Annotated in this window: 15 protein-coding genes; 6 read left to right on the forward strand and 9 right to left on the reverse strand. The window is 58.2% G+C overall.

Annotation, left to right across the window (positions count from 1 at the left end; genetic code table 11):
• Positions 1-7 precede the first annotated feature (7 nt).
• From tsaE to FIV45_RS01000, 6 genes are all read left to right on the forward strand, one after another.
• On the forward strand, positions 8-487 hold the full coding sequence (gene tsaE / locus FIV45_RS00975) for a tRNA (adenosine(37)-N6)-threonylcarbamoyltransferase complex ATPase subunit type 1 TsaE (RefSeq protein ID WP_099474503.1): 480 nt from the start codon (positions 8-10) through the stop codon (positions 485-487).
• Positions 484-2,247, forward strand: a complete 1,764-nt coding sequence (locus tag FIV45_RS18545; RefSeq protein WP_099474388.1) for a phosphotransferase — start codon at positions 484-486, stop codon at positions 2,245-2,247. Before tsaE ends, FIV45_RS18545 begins: the two co-directional genes overlap by 4 nt.
• A 5-nt stretch (positions 2,248-2,252) precedes the next feature.
• Positions 2,253-5,321 carry a double-strand break repair protein AddB gene (gene addB / locus FIV45_RS00985; protein ID WP_099474385.1) on the forward strand — a complete coding sequence of 1,023 codons (3,069 nt, stop codon included), beginning with the start codon at positions 2,253-2,255 and terminating at the stop codon, positions 5,319-5,321.
• Positions 5,318-8,722, forward strand: coding sequence for a double-strand break repair helicase AddA (gene addA / locus FIV45_RS00990; protein ID WP_099474383.1), 3,405 nt, complete (start codon positions 5,318-5,320; stop codon positions 8,720-8,722). The genes addB and addA overlap by 4 nt, the downstream gene beginning before the upstream one ends.
• Positions 8,723-8,818: 96 nt before the next feature.
• Positions 8,819-9,139, forward strand: a complete 321-nt coding sequence (gene trxA, locus FIV45_RS00995) for a thioredoxin (RefSeq protein ID WP_099474380.1) — start codon at positions 8,819-8,821, stop codon at positions 9,137-9,139.
• Positions 9,140-9,292: 153 nt separating this feature from the next.
• Positions 9,293-10,570 (forward strand): GGDEF domain-containing response regulator, encoded by a 1,278-nt coding sequence (locus FIV45_RS01000; protein ID WP_099474378.1) that lies wholly within the window; start codon positions 9,293-9,295, stop codon positions 10,568-10,570.
• Positions 10,571-10,582: 12 nt separating this feature from the next.
• On the opposite strand, the gene FIV45_RS01005 is transcribed toward FIV45_RS01000, so the two are convergent.
• The 9 genes from FIV45_RS01005 to rpsA all read right to left on the reverse strand — a co-directional run bounded on the left by FIV45_RS01005 (position 10,583) and on the right by rpsA (position 19,154).
• Entirely contained in the window at positions 10,583-11,878 is a 1,296-nt protein-coding gene (locus FIV45_RS01005; protein ID WP_099474375.1) for a bifunctional folylpolyglutamate synthase/dihydrofolate synthase, read from the reverse strand.
• A gap of 7 nt (positions 11,879-11,885) precedes the next feature.
• The gene (gene accD, locus FIV45_RS01010; protein ID WP_099474373.1) at positions 11,886-12,749 is read right to left on the reverse strand and encodes an acetyl-CoA carboxylase, carboxyltransferase subunit beta; all 864 of its coding nucleotides are present in this window, start codon (positions 12,747-12,749) and stop codon (positions 11,886-11,888) included.
• Positions 12,750-12,792: 43 nt separating this feature from the next.
• Positions 12,793-13,623: a tryptophan synthase subunit alpha gene (trpA, locus tag FIV45_RS01015; RefSeq protein ID WP_099474370.1), complete on the reverse strand. Its 831-nt coding sequence runs from the start codon at positions 13,621-13,623 to the stop codon at positions 12,793-12,795.
• Between the two features lie 4 nt (positions 13,624-13,627).
• Positions 13,628-14,839: a tryptophan synthase subunit beta gene (gene trpB / locus FIV45_RS01020; RefSeq protein WP_099474368.1), complete on the reverse strand. Its 1,212-nt coding sequence runs from the start codon at positions 14,837-14,839 to the stop codon at positions 13,628-13,630.
• Entirely contained in the window at positions 14,836-15,513 is a 678-nt protein-coding gene (locus FIV45_RS01025; protein WP_099474366.1) for a phosphoribosylanthranilate isomerase, read from the reverse strand. Before FIV45_RS01025 ends, trpB begins: the two co-directional genes overlap by 4 nt.
• A complete protein-coding gene (pyrF, locus tag FIV45_RS01030; protein WP_099474501.1) occupies positions 15,510-16,235 on the reverse strand; it encodes an orotidine-5'-phosphate decarboxylase in 726 nt (241 codons plus the stop codon). The genes FIV45_RS01025 and pyrF overlap by 4 nt, the downstream gene beginning before the upstream one ends.
• 170 nt (positions 16,236-16,405) lie before the next feature.
• Entirely contained in the window at positions 16,406-16,711 is a 306-nt protein-coding gene (locus FIV45_RS01035) for a LapA family protein (RefSeq protein WP_099474363.1), read from the reverse strand.
• Positions 16,712-16,856: 145 nt separating this feature from the next.
• Positions 16,857-17,138, reverse strand: a complete 282-nt coding sequence (locus FIV45_RS01040; protein ID WP_099474361.1) for an integration host factor subunit beta — start codon at positions 17,136-17,138, stop codon at positions 16,857-16,859.
• Between the two features lie 306 nt (positions 17,139-17,444).
• Positions 17,445-19,154 carry a 30S ribosomal protein S1 gene (rpsA, locus tag FIV45_RS01045; protein ID WP_099474359.1) on the reverse strand — a complete coding sequence of 570 codons (1,710 nt, stop codon included), beginning with the start codon at positions 19,152-19,154 and terminating at the stop codon, positions 17,445-17,447.
• Positions 19,155-19,186: the final 32 nt, after the last annotated feature.

Here is a 19,186-nt window from a genome sequence, read left to right on the forward strand (position 1 = left end):
AGGGAATATGATTATTTTAGCTGAAATAGACCTGCCGGATCTGGCGGAAACACAGGCCGTGGCCGCCCGTCTGGCGCCATTATTGCGCCCGGGCGATATTTTGGCCTTTGACGGCACGCTCGGGGCCGGGAAGACGGAATTCTGCCGGGCGATGATTCATGCGCTGGGTTTTGCGGATGACGTGCCGAGCCCGACGTTCAATCTGGTGCAGGTTTATGAGCCATCCCCGGAGGATATGACAACGCCTGCCATCTGGCATATGGACCTTTACCGTCTGGAAAGCCCGGAAGAGGCCTTCGAGTTGGGCATCGAGGAGGCCTTCGATACCGCCGTCAGCCTGATCGAGTGGCCGGCGAAACTGGGGCCTTATTTGCCGGAAGGTTTTCTCACCTGCCGGCTGGAGATCATGGCCGATCAGGGGGCACGAAAACTGACGCTGATTGGCGATGAACAGTGGCGTAATCGCCTCGGGAGTATTTTATCGTGACCGACGAGCGTTTTGCCTGCAGCCAGGCCTTTCTTGCCGCAGAAGGGTGGGGAGATGCCCGCCGCCGGCCTTTGGCTGACGATGCCTCTTTCCGTCGTTATGAACGGTTGGACCGGGGGACGGAAAGCGCCGTTCTCATGGATGCGCCGCCGGCGTTTGAGAACGTCCGGCCCTTTGTCGCAGTCGCCCGTTATCTGAGAGGCCGGGGTTTGGCGGCGCCAGAGGTGCTGGCCCATGATTTGAAAAATGGCTTTCTGCTGCTGGAAGACCTTGGCGACGATTTATTTTCCCGGTTGATTAAGGCGCAGCCGGATCAGGAACAGGCGCTTTATGAGATGGCCATTGATGGCCTTGTTTTGGTTCAAAGCCAGGCCGCGCCTTCTGTTCTGGATGTGGACGGAACGGTGACACATACCCTGCCACGTTACGACAGAACATTGCTCACGCGGGAAGTCGGTCTGTTTTGTGACTGGTATATGCCGGGGGTGACAGGACAGCCGTTATCGGATCAGGCGCGGGCTGAATTTATAGAGCTTTGGCAGGCGCCCTTGGCGGAAGCCGCAGAGAATTTGGATTGCTTGACATTGCGGGATTATCACGCCGATAATCTGATGTTGCGAGCAGATAAAACCGGTCTGGAGCGTTTGGGGTTGCTGGACTTCCAGGATGCTGTGGTCGGTCATAAGGCCTACGATCTGGTGTCGGTGTTGCAGGATGCACGCCGGGATGTGTCGCCTGAACTGGAAGCGGCCATGCTGGAACGCTATCTAAGAACTTACTCAGGAGATGAAGAGTCTTTCCGACGGGTGTATGCCATTCTTGGCGCACAACGCAATGCCAAGATTATCGGCATTTTCTCGCGCCTGTATCTGCGCGATGGCAAGGATTCCTATCTCAAACTTATTCCCCGGGTATGGGGCCTGCTTGCCCGCGATCTGGCGAAGCCGGCTCTCAAACCGGTGAAGGATTGGCTGGAGGCTCATATTGCGCCGGAAAACCGCGGAACCGCCTCTAGCGCCCAAGGGGTGAAACCGATATCTTTTTTGCCGCACAAGGCGATGATTTTGGCGGCAGGCCTTGGTCTCCGCATGAAGCCCCTGACGGAAAATCGCCCCAAGCCCCTGGTCACCGTGGCGAACAAGCCTTTGCTCAGCTATAGCCTCGAAGGACTGGTCGCCGCCGGAGTGAGCGATGTGGTGCTGAATTGTCATTATCTTGCAGGTCAGGTTGAGGATTTTGTCAGTCGATATCATGATCACCGCCTGACGCTGACCCTGTCTGATGAGCGGGCGGAACTTATGGACAGCGGCGGGGGTGTGAAACAGGCGTTGCCTATTCTGGGAGATCAGCCTTTTTATGTCCTCAACAGCGATATGATCTGGCGGGATGCGCCGGAACGGCAGGCGATGCTGCACCGGTTGCAGGCCTTCTGGCAGGCGCCAGACATGGATATTCTGCTGCTGCTGGTGGAAAAAGACCGCGCTTACGGTTATGATGGCGCAGGGGATTACCACCTGGGGCCGCGCGGGCGGCTCACTCATCGCGGTAATGATGCGACAGCGGATCACGTATATGGCGGGGTGCTGATCATGAAGCCGGATTGTTTTACCGCCACCCCGGATACGCCTTTCTCGTTGCGATTGCTCTTCGATCGGGCCGCCGCCGCCGGACGATTATACGGCGTGGTGCATGAGGGCGACTGGTATCATGTGGGCACCGCCGCCGCGAAACGGGAAATGGATGAAATTTTAGGAGACTGACCTGAATGCCGCGTCGTCTGAAAAAAGCGCCTGAGCTTTATAACCTGCCCGCCCATACCTCCTTTGTCGATGGACTGGTGGCGGGAATCCGGGCGCGGTTTGGCGACGATCCCTTGACCCTTAGTGATGTGCTGATCCTGCTGCCCAACCGTCGGGCGGTGCGCTCCCTGCGCGACGCCTTCCTGCGTCAGGCCGGGGGCAAGTCTCTGCTGTTGCCGCGCATCGAGCCGATCGGCGATGTGGATGAGGATGACCTGTTTCTGTCGGGCAATCTGCCTCAGGCCACCTGGGACAGCGCCCTCGCCCCGGCGATTTCGCCTTTTACGCGCCAGATGCTGCTGATGGACATCATCGCCCGCTGGTACCGGCGGCGGCAGGCGGTGACGGGAGAGCCCGTGCCGGAGGTGGCGCAATGCGCGATCCTGGCGCAGGCTCTGGGTCAGTTCCTCGATCAGGTCCAGACCGAGCAGCTGACCTTTCGCGATCTGGAAAATCTGGTGCCGGAGGAATATGCCGGGCATTGGCAACAGACCCTGGAATTTCTCAAGATCCTCACCGAACATTGGCCGGATATTCTGGGCCCGACCGGTTTTTCCGACGTGGCGGCCCGGCGTAATATTCTGCTGGAGGGCTTGCGGGAAAAATGGCTCGAAAATCCGCCCGCTCATCCGATCATCGCCGCCGGCTCCACCGGCTCGATCCCGGCGACGGCGGGCCTGCTCGAAGTGGTGGCGCGTCTGCCCCAGGGCATTGTGCTGCTGCCGGGGCTGGACGCGGAAATGGATGCGGCGAGCTGGGACGTGCTGGACGATACCCACCCGCAGGCGACCATGAAGCATCTGCTGGAGGCGATCGGCGCCAACCGCGACGAGGTGCGGCCGTGGCTCGACCAGACGCCGTCGGCGGCAAAGCTCGCCCGCCACAGATTGCTGCAGGAGGTAATGCGTCCGGCGGAAACCACCGACCAGTGGCGCACACTCACGCTTGATATCACCGCCGCGACCGAGGGCTTCCTGCGCCTGGACGCGCCGGGGCAGCGGGAAGAGGCGGGCATGATCGCCCTGATGCTGCGCGAGGTGTTGGAAACCGACGGCAAGACCGCGGCGCTGGTTACCCCGGACCGGCAGCTGGCGCGCCGGGTCGCGGGCGAGATGCAGCGCTGGGACATTCTGATTGATGACAGTGCGGGCACGCCTTTGTTCAATACCGCCGCCGGGCTTTATCTGCGGCTGACGGCCGAGATGGTCGGCGACGGTCTTGCGCCGGTGGGGTTGCTGTCGGTGTTGAAGCATCCGCTAAGTGCGGGCGGTGAGGTGGTCGGCGATTTTCGCCAGAAAGTCCGCCTGCTGGAAAGCCATATTCTGCGCGGGCCGCGCCCCGGGGCGGGCACAGGCGGCATTGCCCGGGCAATCGCATCGGCGCTGGCGGTTCAGAAAAAAGCCTCTAAAGAGCGCGTTGTGGCGGAACTGATGGCGCTCGCTGAGTGGTGGGCCGGTCTCGCCGGGGTCATCGCCCCCTTTGAACAGATGATGGCCAGGCCCGACGCTTCCTTCGAGGATCTGCTGATCGCTCATATCGAGATGGCGGAGGGGCTGGCGGCCTCGCACGATCGGACCGGGGCCGAGCGGGTGTGGCGCGGTGACGCGGGGGAGGCGGCGGCGCAACTGATTGAAGACCTGCATCTGGCGGCGCCGCATCTGCCGAGCCTCGCGTGTGAGACCTACCCGTCGTTGCTCGAGGTCTTTATGGGCGGGGTGACGGTGCGGCCGAAATATGGCCAGCACCCCCGGCTCAATATCTGGGGCCCGCTGGAGGCGCGGCTGCAACAGGCGGATCTGGTGATCCTCGCCGGCCTGAATGAAGGCAGCTGGCCGCCGGAACCGGCCCCGGACCCCTGGATGAGCCGCCCGATGCGCCGGGCGTTCGGTCTGCCGTCCCTCGAACAGAAAATCGGTCTCAGCGCCCATGATTTCATTCAGGCGGCCTCCGCGCCCCAGGTGGTGATCAGCCGGGCGGAGAAGGTCGATGGCACCCCGACGGTGAAATCCCGCTGGCTCAGCCGTCTTGACGCCATTGCCGCCGACGCAGATTTCGCGATCCCCAAGGCGACGACGACCGCCCAGTGGCTCGACTGGTACCGGGCGTTGGACAAGCCGGAACAAGTGCGCTCGATCGCGCCGCCGCGTCCGACGCCACCGCTTACCGCCCGGCCCCGCAGCCTGTCGGTGACGCGCATTCAGAAATGGATGCAGGACCCCTATAGTATTTACGCGCACTATATCCTCGGGCTCCGTGTGCTTGATCCGCTGGATGCGGACCCAGGGGCGGCGGATAAAGGCACCATCATCCATGATGCGCTCGATGCTTTCCTGAAACAATATCCCGATCATCTGCCTGACGACGCAGTGGACAGGCTGGCGGAGATCGGGCGGGAGAAATTCGACGCCTATCTTGACCGGCCAACGGTGCGCGCCTTCTGGTGGCCGCGTTTCCTGCAGGTCGCCGACTGGTTTGTCGCAGAGGAACGCATCCGGCGTGCGACATCCGCCACCGTGGCGACGGAAATTTCCGGTGAAAAGATCTTCAGCCTGCCGGGTGGCGACTTCACCCTGACCGCCAAGGCCGACCGCATCGACCGGCTGGGCGACGGCACATACAGCATCATCGATTATAAAACCGGCGCCAGCCCTACGGTGCGGCAGATTTACGCCGGTTACGCGCCGCAATTGCCCCTCGAGGGCCTGATGGTTGAGGGCGGAAACTTCTCTGGCATCGCGGCCGGCGGCGTGGTCAGCGATCTGTCCTACTGGCAGCTTAAAGGCGGGGAAGAGGTGGCGAAAATCAGCAGCTTCAATATGAACGTGCGGGCCAAGGTTGATGTGGGCGAGGTGATCAAGGCGTCTTACGACGGGCTGGTCAGGCTGGTGACCACCTTCGATCTGGAGGCGACCCCTTACCTCAACAACCCGCGCCCGGATAATCTCGGTTACGGCGAATATGACCATCTGGCCCGCACCCGCGAATGGCGGGGCAATGATCTCGAGCAGGATGAGGAAGGGGAGGTGACGTTATGACCGCCCAGACCCCTGATCAGAAACGTGCTTCCGATCCCACCGCCTCCGTCTGGGTGGCGGCGTCTGCGGGCACGGGCAAGACTTTCGTGCTGACCAACCGGGTGCTGCGCATTCTGTTGAACGGCACACGCCCGGAACGCATTCTCTGCCTGACTTTCACCAAGGCGGCGGCGGCGGAGATGGCCAACCGGCTCAACAAACGGCTCGGTCAATGGGTGACCTGTTCGGACGCGGACCTGCGGCGGGATATCACCGACCTGACCGGCCACGCCCCGCGCCCCGACGAACAGGATCAGGCCCGGAAGCTTTTCGCCCAGGTGCTGGAAGTGCCGGGCGGGTTGAAAATTCAGACCATTCACGCCTTCTGTCAGTCGCTGCTCGGGCGCTTCCCTCTGGAAGCCGGAATTGCCCCCCACTTTCAGGTGATGGATGAACGCACCGCCCTGGATCATCTGGCCCGCGCCCGTGATGCGGTCCTGACCGAGGCGCAGGCGGCAATCAATCCGGCGCTGGCGGAGGCGCTGGCCTATATTTCCCGAAAAGTAACGGAAACGACCTTTGGTGAGTTGATCCGCGAGCTGATAGGGCAACGCAGCGGGCTGGAACAGATGCTGGGCCGCGTCCGGCTGGTGGCGCAAGCGATATCCGCCATGGAGAATTTGTTGGGCCTGTCCCGCGGCGACACGCGGGAGTCGCTTATTGCGGCCGCCTGCGAGGAAGAAAATTTTTCCGGTGCGGGCTTGCGGCAGGCGGTGGAGACCCTGCTCGGCGGTAGCGCGGCCAATCAGAAAACCGCGGCGCTGATGGCGGGCTGGCTCGGCGCACCCGACGACCGCCGAGAGAGATTTGAGGGGTACAAAAGCGCGTATCTCACCACCAAGGGCGAGATTCGCAAGAGCCTGATGCCGAAAAAGCTGGCGGAAAGCTGCCCGGGCGGCCTGGCGGCGATGGAGGCGGAGGCGGACCGTCTGCAGGCGCTTGATGGGAAGCTTAAATTGGTCACCCTGCTGGACAACAGCCGGGCGTTGCTCAGTCTCGGGGCGGCGATGATGACGGCGTTTCGCGACAGCAAAAAACGCCATGCGGTGATGGATTATGACGATCTGATCCTCAAGGTGACCGATCTGATCAGCCGCGAGGGCATTGCCGACTGGATTCTCTATAAGCTCGACGGCGGCATCGACCATATCCTGATCGACGAAGCCCAGGACACCAACCCGGAACAATGGCGGGTGGTCAAGGCGCTGGCCGAGGAGTTTTTCACCGGCGAGGGCCAGGGAGAGGCGGTGCGCACCCTGTTCGCCGTCGGTGACGTCAAGCAGTCGATCTATAGTTTTCAGCGCGCCGATCCGAAGGAATTCGTCGATAACCGCCTGACGTTCGAAGAAAAATCGGCGGCGGTGGACCACAGCTTCCACAATGTCAATCTCGCCCTGTCCTTCCGCTCGACGGCGGCGGTGCTGTCGCTGGTCGATCAGGTGTTTATTGCCGCCGACAGCCGCATCGCCCTGTCCTTTAGCCCGGATGAGATCCGTCATCTGCCGTCGCGGGTCGGCCATGCGGGGCTGGTGGAAGTGTGGGATACTTCAGCGCCGGATGTGTTGCCCGACCCGGACGACTGGCAGCCGCCGGTGATCCAGCAACCGTCCCATGCACCGGAAATGAAAGTGGCGCTGCGCATTGCCGACCGCATTAAATTGTGGCTCGACACGGGGGAGATTCTGGAAGCCCAGGGTCGTCCGATCCGGGCCGGGGACATCATGATTCTGGTGCGCCGTCGCACCGCCTTTGACGATTATATGATCCGGGCCCTGAAGGCGCGCGATATCCCGGTGGCGGGGCAGGACAAGATGCTGCTGAGTGAGCAGATCGCGGTGATGGACCTGATGGCGGTGGGGCAGTTGGTGCTGCTGCCCGATGATGATCTGACGCTGGCGGTGGTGTTGAAAAGCCCGCTGGTCGGTTTTTCGGAAGAGGATCTTTATGATCTGGCGTATGGCCGTCGCGGCAGCCTGTGGGCGGCCCTGCTCACCCGCAAGGACGAGCGGGACAGCTTCCGCCGCGCCCATGAGTTCCTGACCAACCTGACCAATTTCGCCGATCAGGCCCCGCCGTTTGAATTTTACAGTCATCTGCTGACCAGCCTGCGCGGGCGCGAGAAGCTTCTGGCGCGGCTCGGCGAAGAGGCCAACGATCCGATTGATGAATTCCTTCAGCTCGCCATGGGCTATGAGGCCAATAATATCTCCTCCCTACAGGGATTTTTGAGCTGGGTCGAGCAGGGCAATGTGGAGATCAAACGCGATATGGAGCAGGGCCAGGATCAGGTGCGCATCATGACCGTGCACGGGGCCAAGGGCCTGCAGGCGCCGATCGTCTTCCTGCCCGATACATGTCAGGTGCCGAGCAAGGGGTCGCGCCTCTTGTGGGCGGACGGTCTGTTGTTCTGGCCCCAGAAAAGCGACTATGAACTTGGCCCCTGCGCCGAAGCGCGGGCGGCGATCAACCTCAACCGGGATCAGGAATACCTCCGGCTGCTTTATGTGGCCCTGACCCGGGCGGAAGACCGGCTCTATATCACCGGCTGGGACGGCAAGCGCGAGCGCAGTGAAAACTGCTGGTATGACCGCATCAAGGCGGCCTTGTCCGACATGGACGGGGTGCGTGCCGGCGACGACAGTGATGATTACCTGCTGCGCTATCATTGCCCTCAGGAGGCGGTGCTGCCGGGTGAAGAAGCCCGGACGACCGAGATGCGGGCGACACAGCCCTTGCCCCCTTGGGCGAAATCCCTGCCGCCGGCGGAGCCTTCCCCGGTGCGGCCCTTAAGCCCGTCGCGGCCCGAGGAGGAAGAACCGGCGGTGCAAAGCCCGTTGCTGGCCAGCGCCGTGAAAGCGAGGGATCAGAGCCGCTTCCATCGCGGGCGACTGATCCACAGACTGTTGGAAATTCTGCCGGATATGGCGGTGGTGCGACAGGCACAGGCAGCGGAAGAGTTTCTCTCGCAACCGGCCTATGATTTGGCGGCGGAGGATATCGCGGGAATCACCAAGCAGATCATGGGCATTCTCAGCGATCCGGCCTTTGCCGCGGTCTTTGGTCCCGGCAGCCGCGCCGAGGTGCCGATTGTCGGGCTGGTGGGGGCGACCCCGGTGTCGGGTCAGGTGGACCGGCTGGTGGTGACGGAGGACAGCATTCTGGTGGTCGATTATAAAACCAATCGTCCGCCGCCCTTTGACGTGGCTGATGTCTCACGGCTCTATCTGCGCCAGATGGCGGCCTACCGGGCGGTGCTGCGGGATATATATCCGGACAAAGAGATCACTTGTATGCTGCTATGGACCGATGTGGCTGATCTGATGGCATTGCCGAATCCCTTGCTGGATCAGGTAATTTTTTGATCACGGTTAATTGTTCTGTGCTTTTACTTGACGGAATGCCACCTGCTTCCTACATTTGGTCTATAGTTTTACTTTGATATAAGGAATGATAGAATAATGAGCATTATTGCCGTCACGGATAGTGAATTTGAAGCAAAAGTCATGAACGCCAGCGGACCGGTACTGGTCGATTTCTGGGCGGAATGGTGCGGCCCCTGTAAACAGCTGGGCCCTATTCTCGATCAGATGTCTGGTGAAATGGGCGACGCTTTGACCATCGCCAAGGTCAATATTGATGAAAACCCGGAAGCCCCGACCCGATATGGCGTGCGCAGCATTCCAACCATGCTTCTGTTCAAGGACGGTGAAGTGGCGGCGATGAAAGTCGGCCTCTGTTCCAAATCTGACCTGGAATCCTGGGTCAAAGAAAACAGCTGATCCTTCACGGAGCAGCGGTCTAAAAGCGCGGCAATGCCGCGCTTTTTTTATGCCGGCTCCATCAGCAGGGGGTTAACGGCTTCTTAAGCGGTGTGCTTTACTGATATATAAGGAAATTCTATTAAACGTTGTCAGCTTGGAAAAAACCCGCCTATGTCAGAAAGTAAATTGAAGGTTCTGGTTGTTGAAGACAGCAAATTCTTCATAAAAGCGTTACGGCATAAACTCAGAGTTTTCAAGGAAGTCGAACCTGTCTTTGTTGAGAATTATAAAAACGCCCAGGCGGCGATCAGCGCAGCCGGAGACGGGGCGTTCTTTATTGCATTGCTGGATTTGTGTCTGCCCGATGCTGGGAATGGCGAAATCATCGAACTTACCCATGCTCAGCAAATCCCTTCCATTATACTCAGCAGCAGCAGCACGCGGGAACGGCTTGATTATTATTACAGCCGGGGCGCCATTGACTGTATTTCAAAGGACAACACCGCCAGCCTGGATTATCTGATTTCTTTGTTGCGGCGACTTCTGCTGAACCGCCATCTGACGGTAATGGTGGTCGAAGATACATTGATCAGCCGGAAAATTCTGGTGGCGCATTTAAGTCGGCAGTTCCTGACGGTGATTGAGGCCGAAGATGGCCGTGAAGCCCTCGAGATGCTGGATCAGCAGGGGGATATTAATATGATCCTGACAGATTATAACATGCCGCATATTGACGGTTTTGAACTGACCCGCCGGGTGCGAAAGTCTTATCCAAAAAATAAGCTGCCGATCATCGGGGTAACCGGGTTAGGGCGGGATGATTTCGCGGTGCAGTTTCTTAAACTGGGGGCGAATGACTTCATTCACAAACCGTTCAGCTATGAAGAATTGCTTTGCCGGGTATCACAAAACCTTGAAATTACTGTCCTGATCAACGAGTTGCGGCAAAGCGCATATCGCGACGCCCTGACGGGTCTTTATAATCGTCGCCATCTGTTTGAATTTGGTGAAGCGCTATATCAGGATTCCCCGGCGAAAAAAGCCGCGACAATCCTGGCGATGATCGACATTGATTATTTCAAGAAGATTAATGACAATTATGGCCACCAGGTCGGGGATGAAATACTTATTGAAATTTCCAACGCCTTTACGGGTTATGTCACCAAGCAGGATATGGTGGCGCGTTTTGGGGGCGAGGAATTTTGTATCATTCTGAAAAACACTGATGTGGAAAAGGCAATTGAACGTTTAGAAACCCTGCGTCTGTCCATTGCCGATCAGGCCTTTCTGGTCGATGGGGAGAAGGTCCATGTCAGCATCAGCATCGGCATGTGCCGGGCGTTGCACGATAGTTTTGATGATACCATGCAGGCGGCCGATCAGGCCCTGTATGAAGCCAAACGTCAAGGCCGCAATTGTCTGAGGCTGGATCAGGAAACACAAGACTAGAAATCGTTTTGTCTAGTCCGGCAACAGATCATTTTGATCCAGAATCTGTCCTGCTAGATAAAGTGACCCGCAAATCAGCACCCGTACGGCATGGCCTTTGCTGTGCCCGGCGATATGCTGCAGCGCCTGTTGAGGCGTTGTGCTGGGCTCTGCGGCGAGAGAGAGCCCCTGGGCGAAGGCCGTGATGTCTTCTGCCGCATGACTGTCTTCCCCCACCACCGTAACACCATAGAGCGCCGTGACATGAGGACGGAGAGGTGCGAGAAAGCCCGCGGCATCCTTGTTGGCCATCATACCGCAGATAAGATACAGGGGCAGGTCATGCTGTTGGGCGAAATGGTCCGCCAGAATTTGTCCCGCCGCCGGGTTATGTCCGCCGTCAAGCCACAGTTCACTGCCCTCGGGCAACAGATGGCCAAAGGCGCTGTCCGTGATATTCTGCAGTCGCGCCGGCCAGCGGGCGGACATCACGCCAGACCGGATCGCGGCATCTGAAACCGGCAGGCGGTTCTGATGCCGCAGGCAGGCAATCGCCAGCCCGGCGTTATGGATCTGGTGGGGGCCTTTCAGGTTGGGGAGCGGCAAGGCCAGTGCTCCGTAATCGTCGCGATAAAGAAAGCCGTCATCAGTGGCGCTGACTGTCCATGCGCCGTAGGCAATGGTCGGGGCGCCCACCTGGTCGGCGCAGGCCAGAATGGCTTCCTGTGCGACCGGGGTCTGCCGGGCAAGGACCAGGGGCGCGCCCGTCTTGGCGATGCCGGCCTTTTCCCGGGCAATGCCGGCAAGATCGGACCCGAGAAACTGTTCATGGTCGACCGAAACCGGGGTGATGACGGTGGACAGGGGCTGATCAATGACATTGGTCGCGTCCAGCCTGCCCCCAAGCCCCACTTCCAGCAGCAACACATCCGCCGGATGATCGGCAAAGGCTTTCAGGGCAATGGCGGTGGTGATCTCGAAATAGGTGATCGGGGTGCTGCCGTTGATCTCTTCACACTCAACAAGGTGGCGATACAGGATATCTTCGTCGATGATTTTACCGGCGAGCCGGATGCGTTCGGCGAAGCGCACCAGATGCGGTGAACTGTAGACATGCACGCGCAGACCCTGAGCTTCCAAAATGGCGCGGAGGTAAGCTGTGGTCGATCCCTTGCCATTGGTGCCGGCGACATGGATGACCGGCGGCAGGCGCCGTTCGGGGTTGCCCAACCGGTCGAGTAGGGCCGTCATGCGGTCCAGGCTCAGGTCTATTTTTTTGGGATGCAGGCGGAACAGTCTTTCCAGCACCTGATCGGAAGGCCGTGTCATGGCTGCATTACGCCGCTTTGGGCTGCTTCATCAGAAGGCTCAGCAGATTGATCAGGTTATCCCGCATTTCATGGCGATGAACGATCATGTCGACCATACCATGTTCAAACAGATATTCTGATTTCTGGAATCCTTCCGGCAGTTCTTCGCGGATGGTGTCCTTGATCACCCGGGGACCGGCAAAGCAGATCAGGGCGTTGGGTTCGGCAATCTGGACATCGCCGAGCATGGCGTAGGAGGCCGTGACCCCGCCCGTGGTCGGGTCAGTCAGCACCACGATATAGGGCAGTCCGGCGTCTTTGACCATTTCAACCGCCACGGTGGTGCGGGGCATCTGCATCAGGGACAGAATACCTTCCTGCATGCGGGCCCCGCCGGCGGCGGCAAACAACACCAATGGCGCTTTTTTCGCGACGGCGGTTTCGGCGGCGGCGACAATGCCATTGCCGACGGCCATGCCCATGGAACCGCCCATGAACAGAAAGCTTTGCACGGCGAGAACCGCATTGACTGTGCCGACCTTACCGTAGGCAACCGCCATGGCGTCATCAAAATCGCTTTTGGCGCGGGCGGCCTTCAGGCGATCGGTGTAACGTTTCTGGTCGCGGAATTTCAGGGGATCCTCAACGGGCTTTGGAACATCAATCAAGGTGTATTCGCCGTCATTGAAGGTGGTCTTGAAACGGGTGACCGGATCAATGCGGCCATGAAAACCGCAATGGCTACAGACGGACTGAACCTCGAGATAATCCTTCAAATACAGCAGTTGCCCACAGCCTTTACATTTATGCCACAGGTTATCGGGCGTCTCTTTTTTATTTTCGAGAACCGCTCTGATTTTCGGACGCACGAAATTGGTAATCCAGTTCATACTACACCCTTGTTGTTATCTTGTTGCCTGAATTTTTCTGCCCTTAAAACCGCGCTTTATGGACGCCGTCAGCAAGGGATTTAACAAAGTCAAGGACTCTACTCTCTAGCGCAGAATTTGCAAGTCCTTCTTGTGTAATATTCTCTGCGACGATAGAGACGATGGCCGAGCCCACTACGACGGCATCGGCAAATTTGGCGAAGCCCGCGGCATTTTCCGGCGTCTTGATGCCGAAGCCGACGGCGACCGGCAACTCTGTCTGCTTACGGATCATCTCTACGGCGGCCTGGACCGGTTTCAGATCCGGCACCCGCGTGCCGGTAATTCCGGCAATGGAGACATAATACAGGAAACCGGAGGCCTGCGCCAGAATCTTGTCGAGACGGGCGCTGTCCGTGGTCGGGGTGGCCAGATGGATGCAGCCCATGCCGGCGGCCTTGCAGGGAATCGCCAGTTCGCGGTCTTCTTCCGGCGGCAGATCGACGATGATCAGGCCGTCCACCCCGGCTTCCAGCGCGTCCTTAAGGAAGCGATCGACGCCGTAAATATAGACCGGGTTATAATAGCCCATCAGGATGATCGGCGTCGTCTGATCCTCTTCGCGGAACTCCTGCACCATATCCAGGGTGCGCCGCGTGGTCATGCCCCCTTTCAGGGCGCGGATGCTGCTGGCCTGAATCGCCGGGCCGTCGGCCATCGGATCGGAAAAAGGCATGCCAAGCTCGATGATATCGGCGCCGGCCCCGGGCAGGCCTTTCAGAACCCTCAGGGCGGTGGCGTAATCGGGATCTCCGGCGGTGGTGAAGGTCACCAGACCGGCGCGGCCTTCCTGTTTCAGGGCGGCGAATTTTTTCTCTATCCGGGATACAGTCATGGTCTCAAATCTCCGCGCCCATGGCCTGGGCCACGGTGAATATGTCTTTGTCGCCGCGCCCGCTGAGGTTCATGACCATGATATGGTCTTTCGGCAGGGTGGGGGCAAGTTTCTGGATATAGGCGATGGCATGGGCACTTTCCAGCGCCGGAATGATGCCTTCCATTTCGCTGCACAGCTGGAAAGCGTCGAGTGCTTCCCGGTCGGTGACAGGGACATATTGCACCCGTTTGATGTGATGCAGCCAGCTGTGTTCCGGGCCGATGCCGGGATAATCCAGGCCGGCGGAAATGGAATGGGCTTCTTCGATCTGGCCGTCGTCATCCATCAGCAGGTAGGTGCGGTTGCCATGCAGAACCCCCGGCTTGCCGCCAGTGAGGGACGCGGCATGTTTATCCGTATCGACACCATGTCCGGCCGCCTCGACGCCATACATGGTAATGTCATCGTCGAGAAAGGGATGGAACAGGCCGATGGCGTTGGACCCGCCGCCGACGCAGGCGACCAGGCTGTCGGGCAGACGGCCTTCCTTCTCGAGAATTTGCGCGCGGGTTTCGGTGCCGATGACTGACTGAAAGTCCCGCACCAGTTCCGGATAAGGATGCGGTCCGGCGGCGGTGCCGATGATATAAAAAGTATCGTCGACATTGGCGACCCAGTCGCGCATGGCTTCGTTCATGGCGTCTTTCAGGCTTTCGGAACCGCAGGTCACCGGCATGATTTCCGCCCCGAGCAGTTTCATACGGAAGACATTGGGTTTTTGCCGTTCAATATCCTTGGCCCCCATATAGACGACGCATTTCATGCCAAAATGGGCGCAGACGGTGGCGGTGGCGACACCATGCTGGCCGGCGCCGGTTTCGGCGATAATGCGGGTCTTGCCCATGCGACGCGCCAGCAGAATCTGCCCGACACAATTATTGATCTTGTGGGCGCCGGTGTGGTTAAGTTCTTCACGCTTGAAATAGATCTTGGCGCCCCCGAGATGTTCAGTCAGCCGTTCGGCGAAATAAAGCGGGCTTGGACGACCAACGAATTCTTTCAGCAGATAGTCAAACTCCGCCTGGAATTCGCGATCGGTCTTGGACACCTCATAGGCCTTTTCCAGATCGAGGATCAGCGGCATCAGCGTTTCGGAAACGAAACGACCGCCAAAGTCGCCGAAGCGGCCATCGCTGTCCGGGCCGGACCGGTAGGTATTTTTTGTGTGGCTCATGAACAATTCCTTGTGGCTTTGGCTTTATGGCTCTGCACCGCCTTGAGAAAGGTGGAAATTTTGTCGAGGCTTTTTACGCCCGGGTGGTCTTCGACCCCGCTAGACACGTCAACCATATGAGCGCCGCTCTGGCGCAAAGCATCATTGACATTTTCCGGCGTGAGACCACCGGACAGCATCCAGGGTACCGACCAGTCGTGATCCTTGATCAGGCGCCAGTCAAAACTGAGACCGTTGCCGCCGGGCAGGGCGTCGGTCATATTTTCCGGGGCCTTGGCATCAAAGAGCAGCATATCGGCGATGGTGGCATATTGGTCGGCGCGGGTGATATCGTCTTTACCCCGCACGGCGAAGGCTTTCATCACCGGCAGCTGGAAACGGTCCTTGACCTCGCGCACACGTTCGGGAGATTCAGAGCCGTGTAGCTGAATAAGCCCCAACGGCACCCGATCAAGGGTGGCGGCGAGATCAGCGTCAGCGGGATTGACAAAGACCCCGCACAGGGTGACATGGTCCGGGACATGGGCCGCCAGCGCTCGGGCCTCGGCAAGGCTGATATTGCGGGGTGAACGGTCAAAAAATACAAAGCCGATATAACGGGCCCCGTTCCGCACGGCAACCTCCAGGCTGTCGCGGGTGGTGATGCCACATATTTTGGCCTGGACGGATGTCATGCCTTGTTCACTTCCCCGGCGATTTGACGGGCGGCGGCAACCGGGTCCGCGGCTTGCGTGATAGGACGACCGATCACAATATAATCGGCGCCGAGGGAGACCGCCTGATCAGGTGTCATAATGCGTTTCTGGTCGCCCTTGGCGCTGCCCTGGGGACGAATGCCGGGCACGACCAGTTTAAAGTCGGGACCGCAGGCTGCGCGAATGGCGCTGATTTCAAAGGGGGAACAGACCACACCGTCGAGACCGCTGTCCTGGGCGAGGCGGGCCATGCGCACCACCTGGGCTTCCACCGGGGTGGTCAGACCGACAGCGGCAATATCCTGCTCGTCAAGGCTGGTGAGAATGGTGACGCCGACAATGATCGGGCGCGGGCAGCCGATTTTCTCGGCGGCTTGGGTGGCGGCTTCTGCAGCGGCTTTCATCATCGGGGCGCCGCCGCCGCTGTGGATGGTCATGATCATGGGCCGCAAGGGCATCAGGGCGTGAATCGCCTGGGCCACCGTATGGGGAATATCATGCAGTTTCAGATCAAGGAAGATCGGCATGCCGGCCTTGGCGACCTCGGCAAAGCCTTGCGGGCCACAGGCGCCGAAGAATTCAAGGCCGAGCTTAACCCCGCCGACCGCGCCCCGTAATTGTGTGGCGAGGGAGGTGGCCTTGTCCGGATCGGTGGTGTCCAGGGCGCATAAAATACGGTCAGAAGCGGTCAGTTCAGCCATGAAATCATCCTTGGGTGTCAGCTGCGCCGTCATCGGGCCCGTGAGTCGGTCAGTTCTTCGGGCGATCAGGCGGCGCGTTTGGCTGCTTTTTTCTCATGAACGGCCCCGGATGACAAGGGTTTTATGATGTGCCGGGTAATAAACCGATCGCCTGTGGCGAAAGGAGACAATCAAGCCTCGGGAAGTGTTTCCGGTTTTTCGGCGGGGGTCAGGTTTTTCACCTGCTGTTCCAGGTCGCGGATCTTTTTATTTTGCTGCCGGGTGAGGCGGGCCTGTTTGATCGATTTCAGCAGAACCACGCCAAATCCGGCGCCAAGGCCGATGAAAATACCGATGAACAACAAGGCGAACAACGGCAGGTCCCATTGAAAAGGTAACGGATACAGGCTGAAGGACACGGCGGTCCGGTTGGCGACGGCGACAATGATGCAGAAGAGGGTGAAGAGAGTGAAGAGGGCGAGGGTCAAATAGCGCATGATCACGGGTCCGGTTGAAAAGCTGCCACGAGGGCGAATGGTTCGGGGGGTGACAGCATATCAGCAAATATCATGTATGTAGAGAGCATTGACGTAAAATCAATGCTCTGCAGAGGACGGGATCTTCTAGACGAGGCGGGTGGTCTTATTTACCGTTCAGCCGTTCCCGCAGATCCTTGCCGGTTTTGAAATAGGGCACATGTTTTTCCGGCACATTAACGGTTTCCCCGGTGCGCGGGTTGCGGCCTACGCGGCTTGGACGATGCTTGACAGAAAAAGCGCCAAACCCGCGAAGCTCCACCCGGTTGCCATCGGCAAGCGCGGTTGTGATTTCTTCGAAGATGGTGTTGACGATCCGTTCCACGTCACGCTGATAAAGATGAGGGTTGGCTTCTACCAAACGTGCAATCAGCTCCGACTTTATCATCAGCTATTCCCTTATTGAGTTATTCTTATTGTGCATTATTGCAAATACTGGCCTACAGGGTGCCAGAGAGTTTTCATCTCGTCAAGGTTAAGTCCCTAAAAAAGCGGCATTATTTCACCTTTTAGGGAAAAATCATATGGAAAATAGATCATTTTGCAGCTTTTCCATGGGAGAAAGGCCGCGGGGAGAGGAAATTCAGAGAATCATTATACAGGCGAATATGTTAGCCCGGGGCGCGTAAAAAAGGCCCGCCTGGAAAACCAGACGGACCTTTTGAATGTCTTGGACGTAAAGCGTTAGATGTGCTTATTCGTCGTCTTTCTTAGCGGCCAGAGCGGCGCCGAGGATGTCGCCGAGGCTCGCGCCACTGTCGGAAGAACCGTACTGTTCCACAGCTTCTTTCTCTTCTGCAAATTCAAGAGCTTTGATGCTGAGGCCAATTTTGCGGCTTTTCTTGTCGAAAGCTGTAACCATCGCGTCGACTTTATCGCCAACGGAGAAACGCTCAGGGCGTTGCTCGGACCGGTCACGGCTGAGGTCAGCGCGACGGATGAAGGCTTCCATGATCTGGTCGTCTTCACCGAGGGTGACGTCAAGGCCGTTTTCAGTGACTTTGGTAATTGTACAGGTCACGGTACCACCTTTTTTCAGGCCGTCGACATTGCCCATTGGGTCTTTTGTCAACTGCTTGATGCCAAGGGAGATACGTTCTTTTTCAACGTCAACGTCAAGAATAACAGCTTTGGTAACATCGCCTTTTTTGTATTCGGCCAGGGCCTGCTCGCCGGATTTATTCCAATCCAGGTCAGACAGATGAACCATGCCGTCGACGTCGCCGCCGTCAAGACCGATGAACATACCGAATTCAGTGATGTTCTTGATGTCGCCTTCGATTTCAGAACCAACCGGGAAGCGTTCCGCGAATGTTTCCCAAGGATTGTCAAGACACTGCTTCAGACCAAGGCTGATGCGACGTTTTTCCGGATCGATTTCCAGAACCTTGACTTCGACTTCCTGACTTGTGGAAACGATTTTACCAGGGTGTACGTTTTTCTTGACCCAGCTCATTTCAGAGACGTGAACCAGACCTTCGATGCCTTCTTCCAGCTCAACAAAAGCACCGTAATCGGTGATGTTGGTGATGCGGCCTTTGAGCTTGCTGTCGATCGGGAAGCGTTGCTCAACAGAGGACCATGGATCTTCCTGCAGCTGTTTCATGCCGAGGGAGATACGCTGTGTGTCCGGGTTCAGGCGAATGATCTGAACTTTGATGGTGTCGCCGATGTTCAGGACTTCGGAAGGGTGGTTGATCCGCTTCCAGGAAATGTCGGTAACATGCAGCAGGCCGTCAATACCGCCGAGATCGACAAAGGCGCCGTAATCGGTGATGTTTTTGACGATGCCTTCAACAACCTGACCGTCGACCAGGGTTGTGATCAGTTCAGCACGCTGTTCGGCGCGTGTTTCTTCCAGAATAGCACGACGGGAAACAACGATGTTGCCCCGCTTGCGGTCCATTTTCAGGATCTGGAAAGGCTGTGAAATATTCATCAGCGGTGTCACGTCGCGGATCGGACGGACATCAACCTGGGATCCTGGCAGGAAGGCCACGGCGCCGTTAAGGTCAACGGTGAAGCCGCCTTTAACACGGCCGAAGATAACGCCGTTAACGCGTTCTTCTGATTCGTAGGATTTTTCCAGTTGAGTCCAGGACTCTTCTCTGCGGGCTTTTTCGCGGGACAGGATAGCTTCGCCTGTGGCATTCTCGATGCGCTCAACGAAGATGTCAACTTTGTCGCCGACGGCCAGTTCAGCCGGTTGTCCGGGGCTGGCGAATTCTTTTAACTGGACACGGCCTTCTGCTTTCAGGCCGATGTCGATTACCGCTGCTTCTTTATCAAGGGCGATAATGGTGCCGGTAACTACTTTACCGTCAAATCTTTCGTTTTCGCCGAAAACTTCGTCAAGCATTGCTGCAAAGTCATCGGTACTTGGTGTCATTTGTTCAGTCGTCATGTAAAAATTTCTCTTTCAATAATCATATTTTG

The sequence above is a fragment of the Paremcibacter congregatus genome (genome assembly GCF_006385135.1).
GTDB classification, from domain to species: domain Bacteria; phylum Pseudomonadota; class Alphaproteobacteria; order Sphingomonadales; family Emcibacteraceae; genus Paremcibacter; species Paremcibacter congregatus.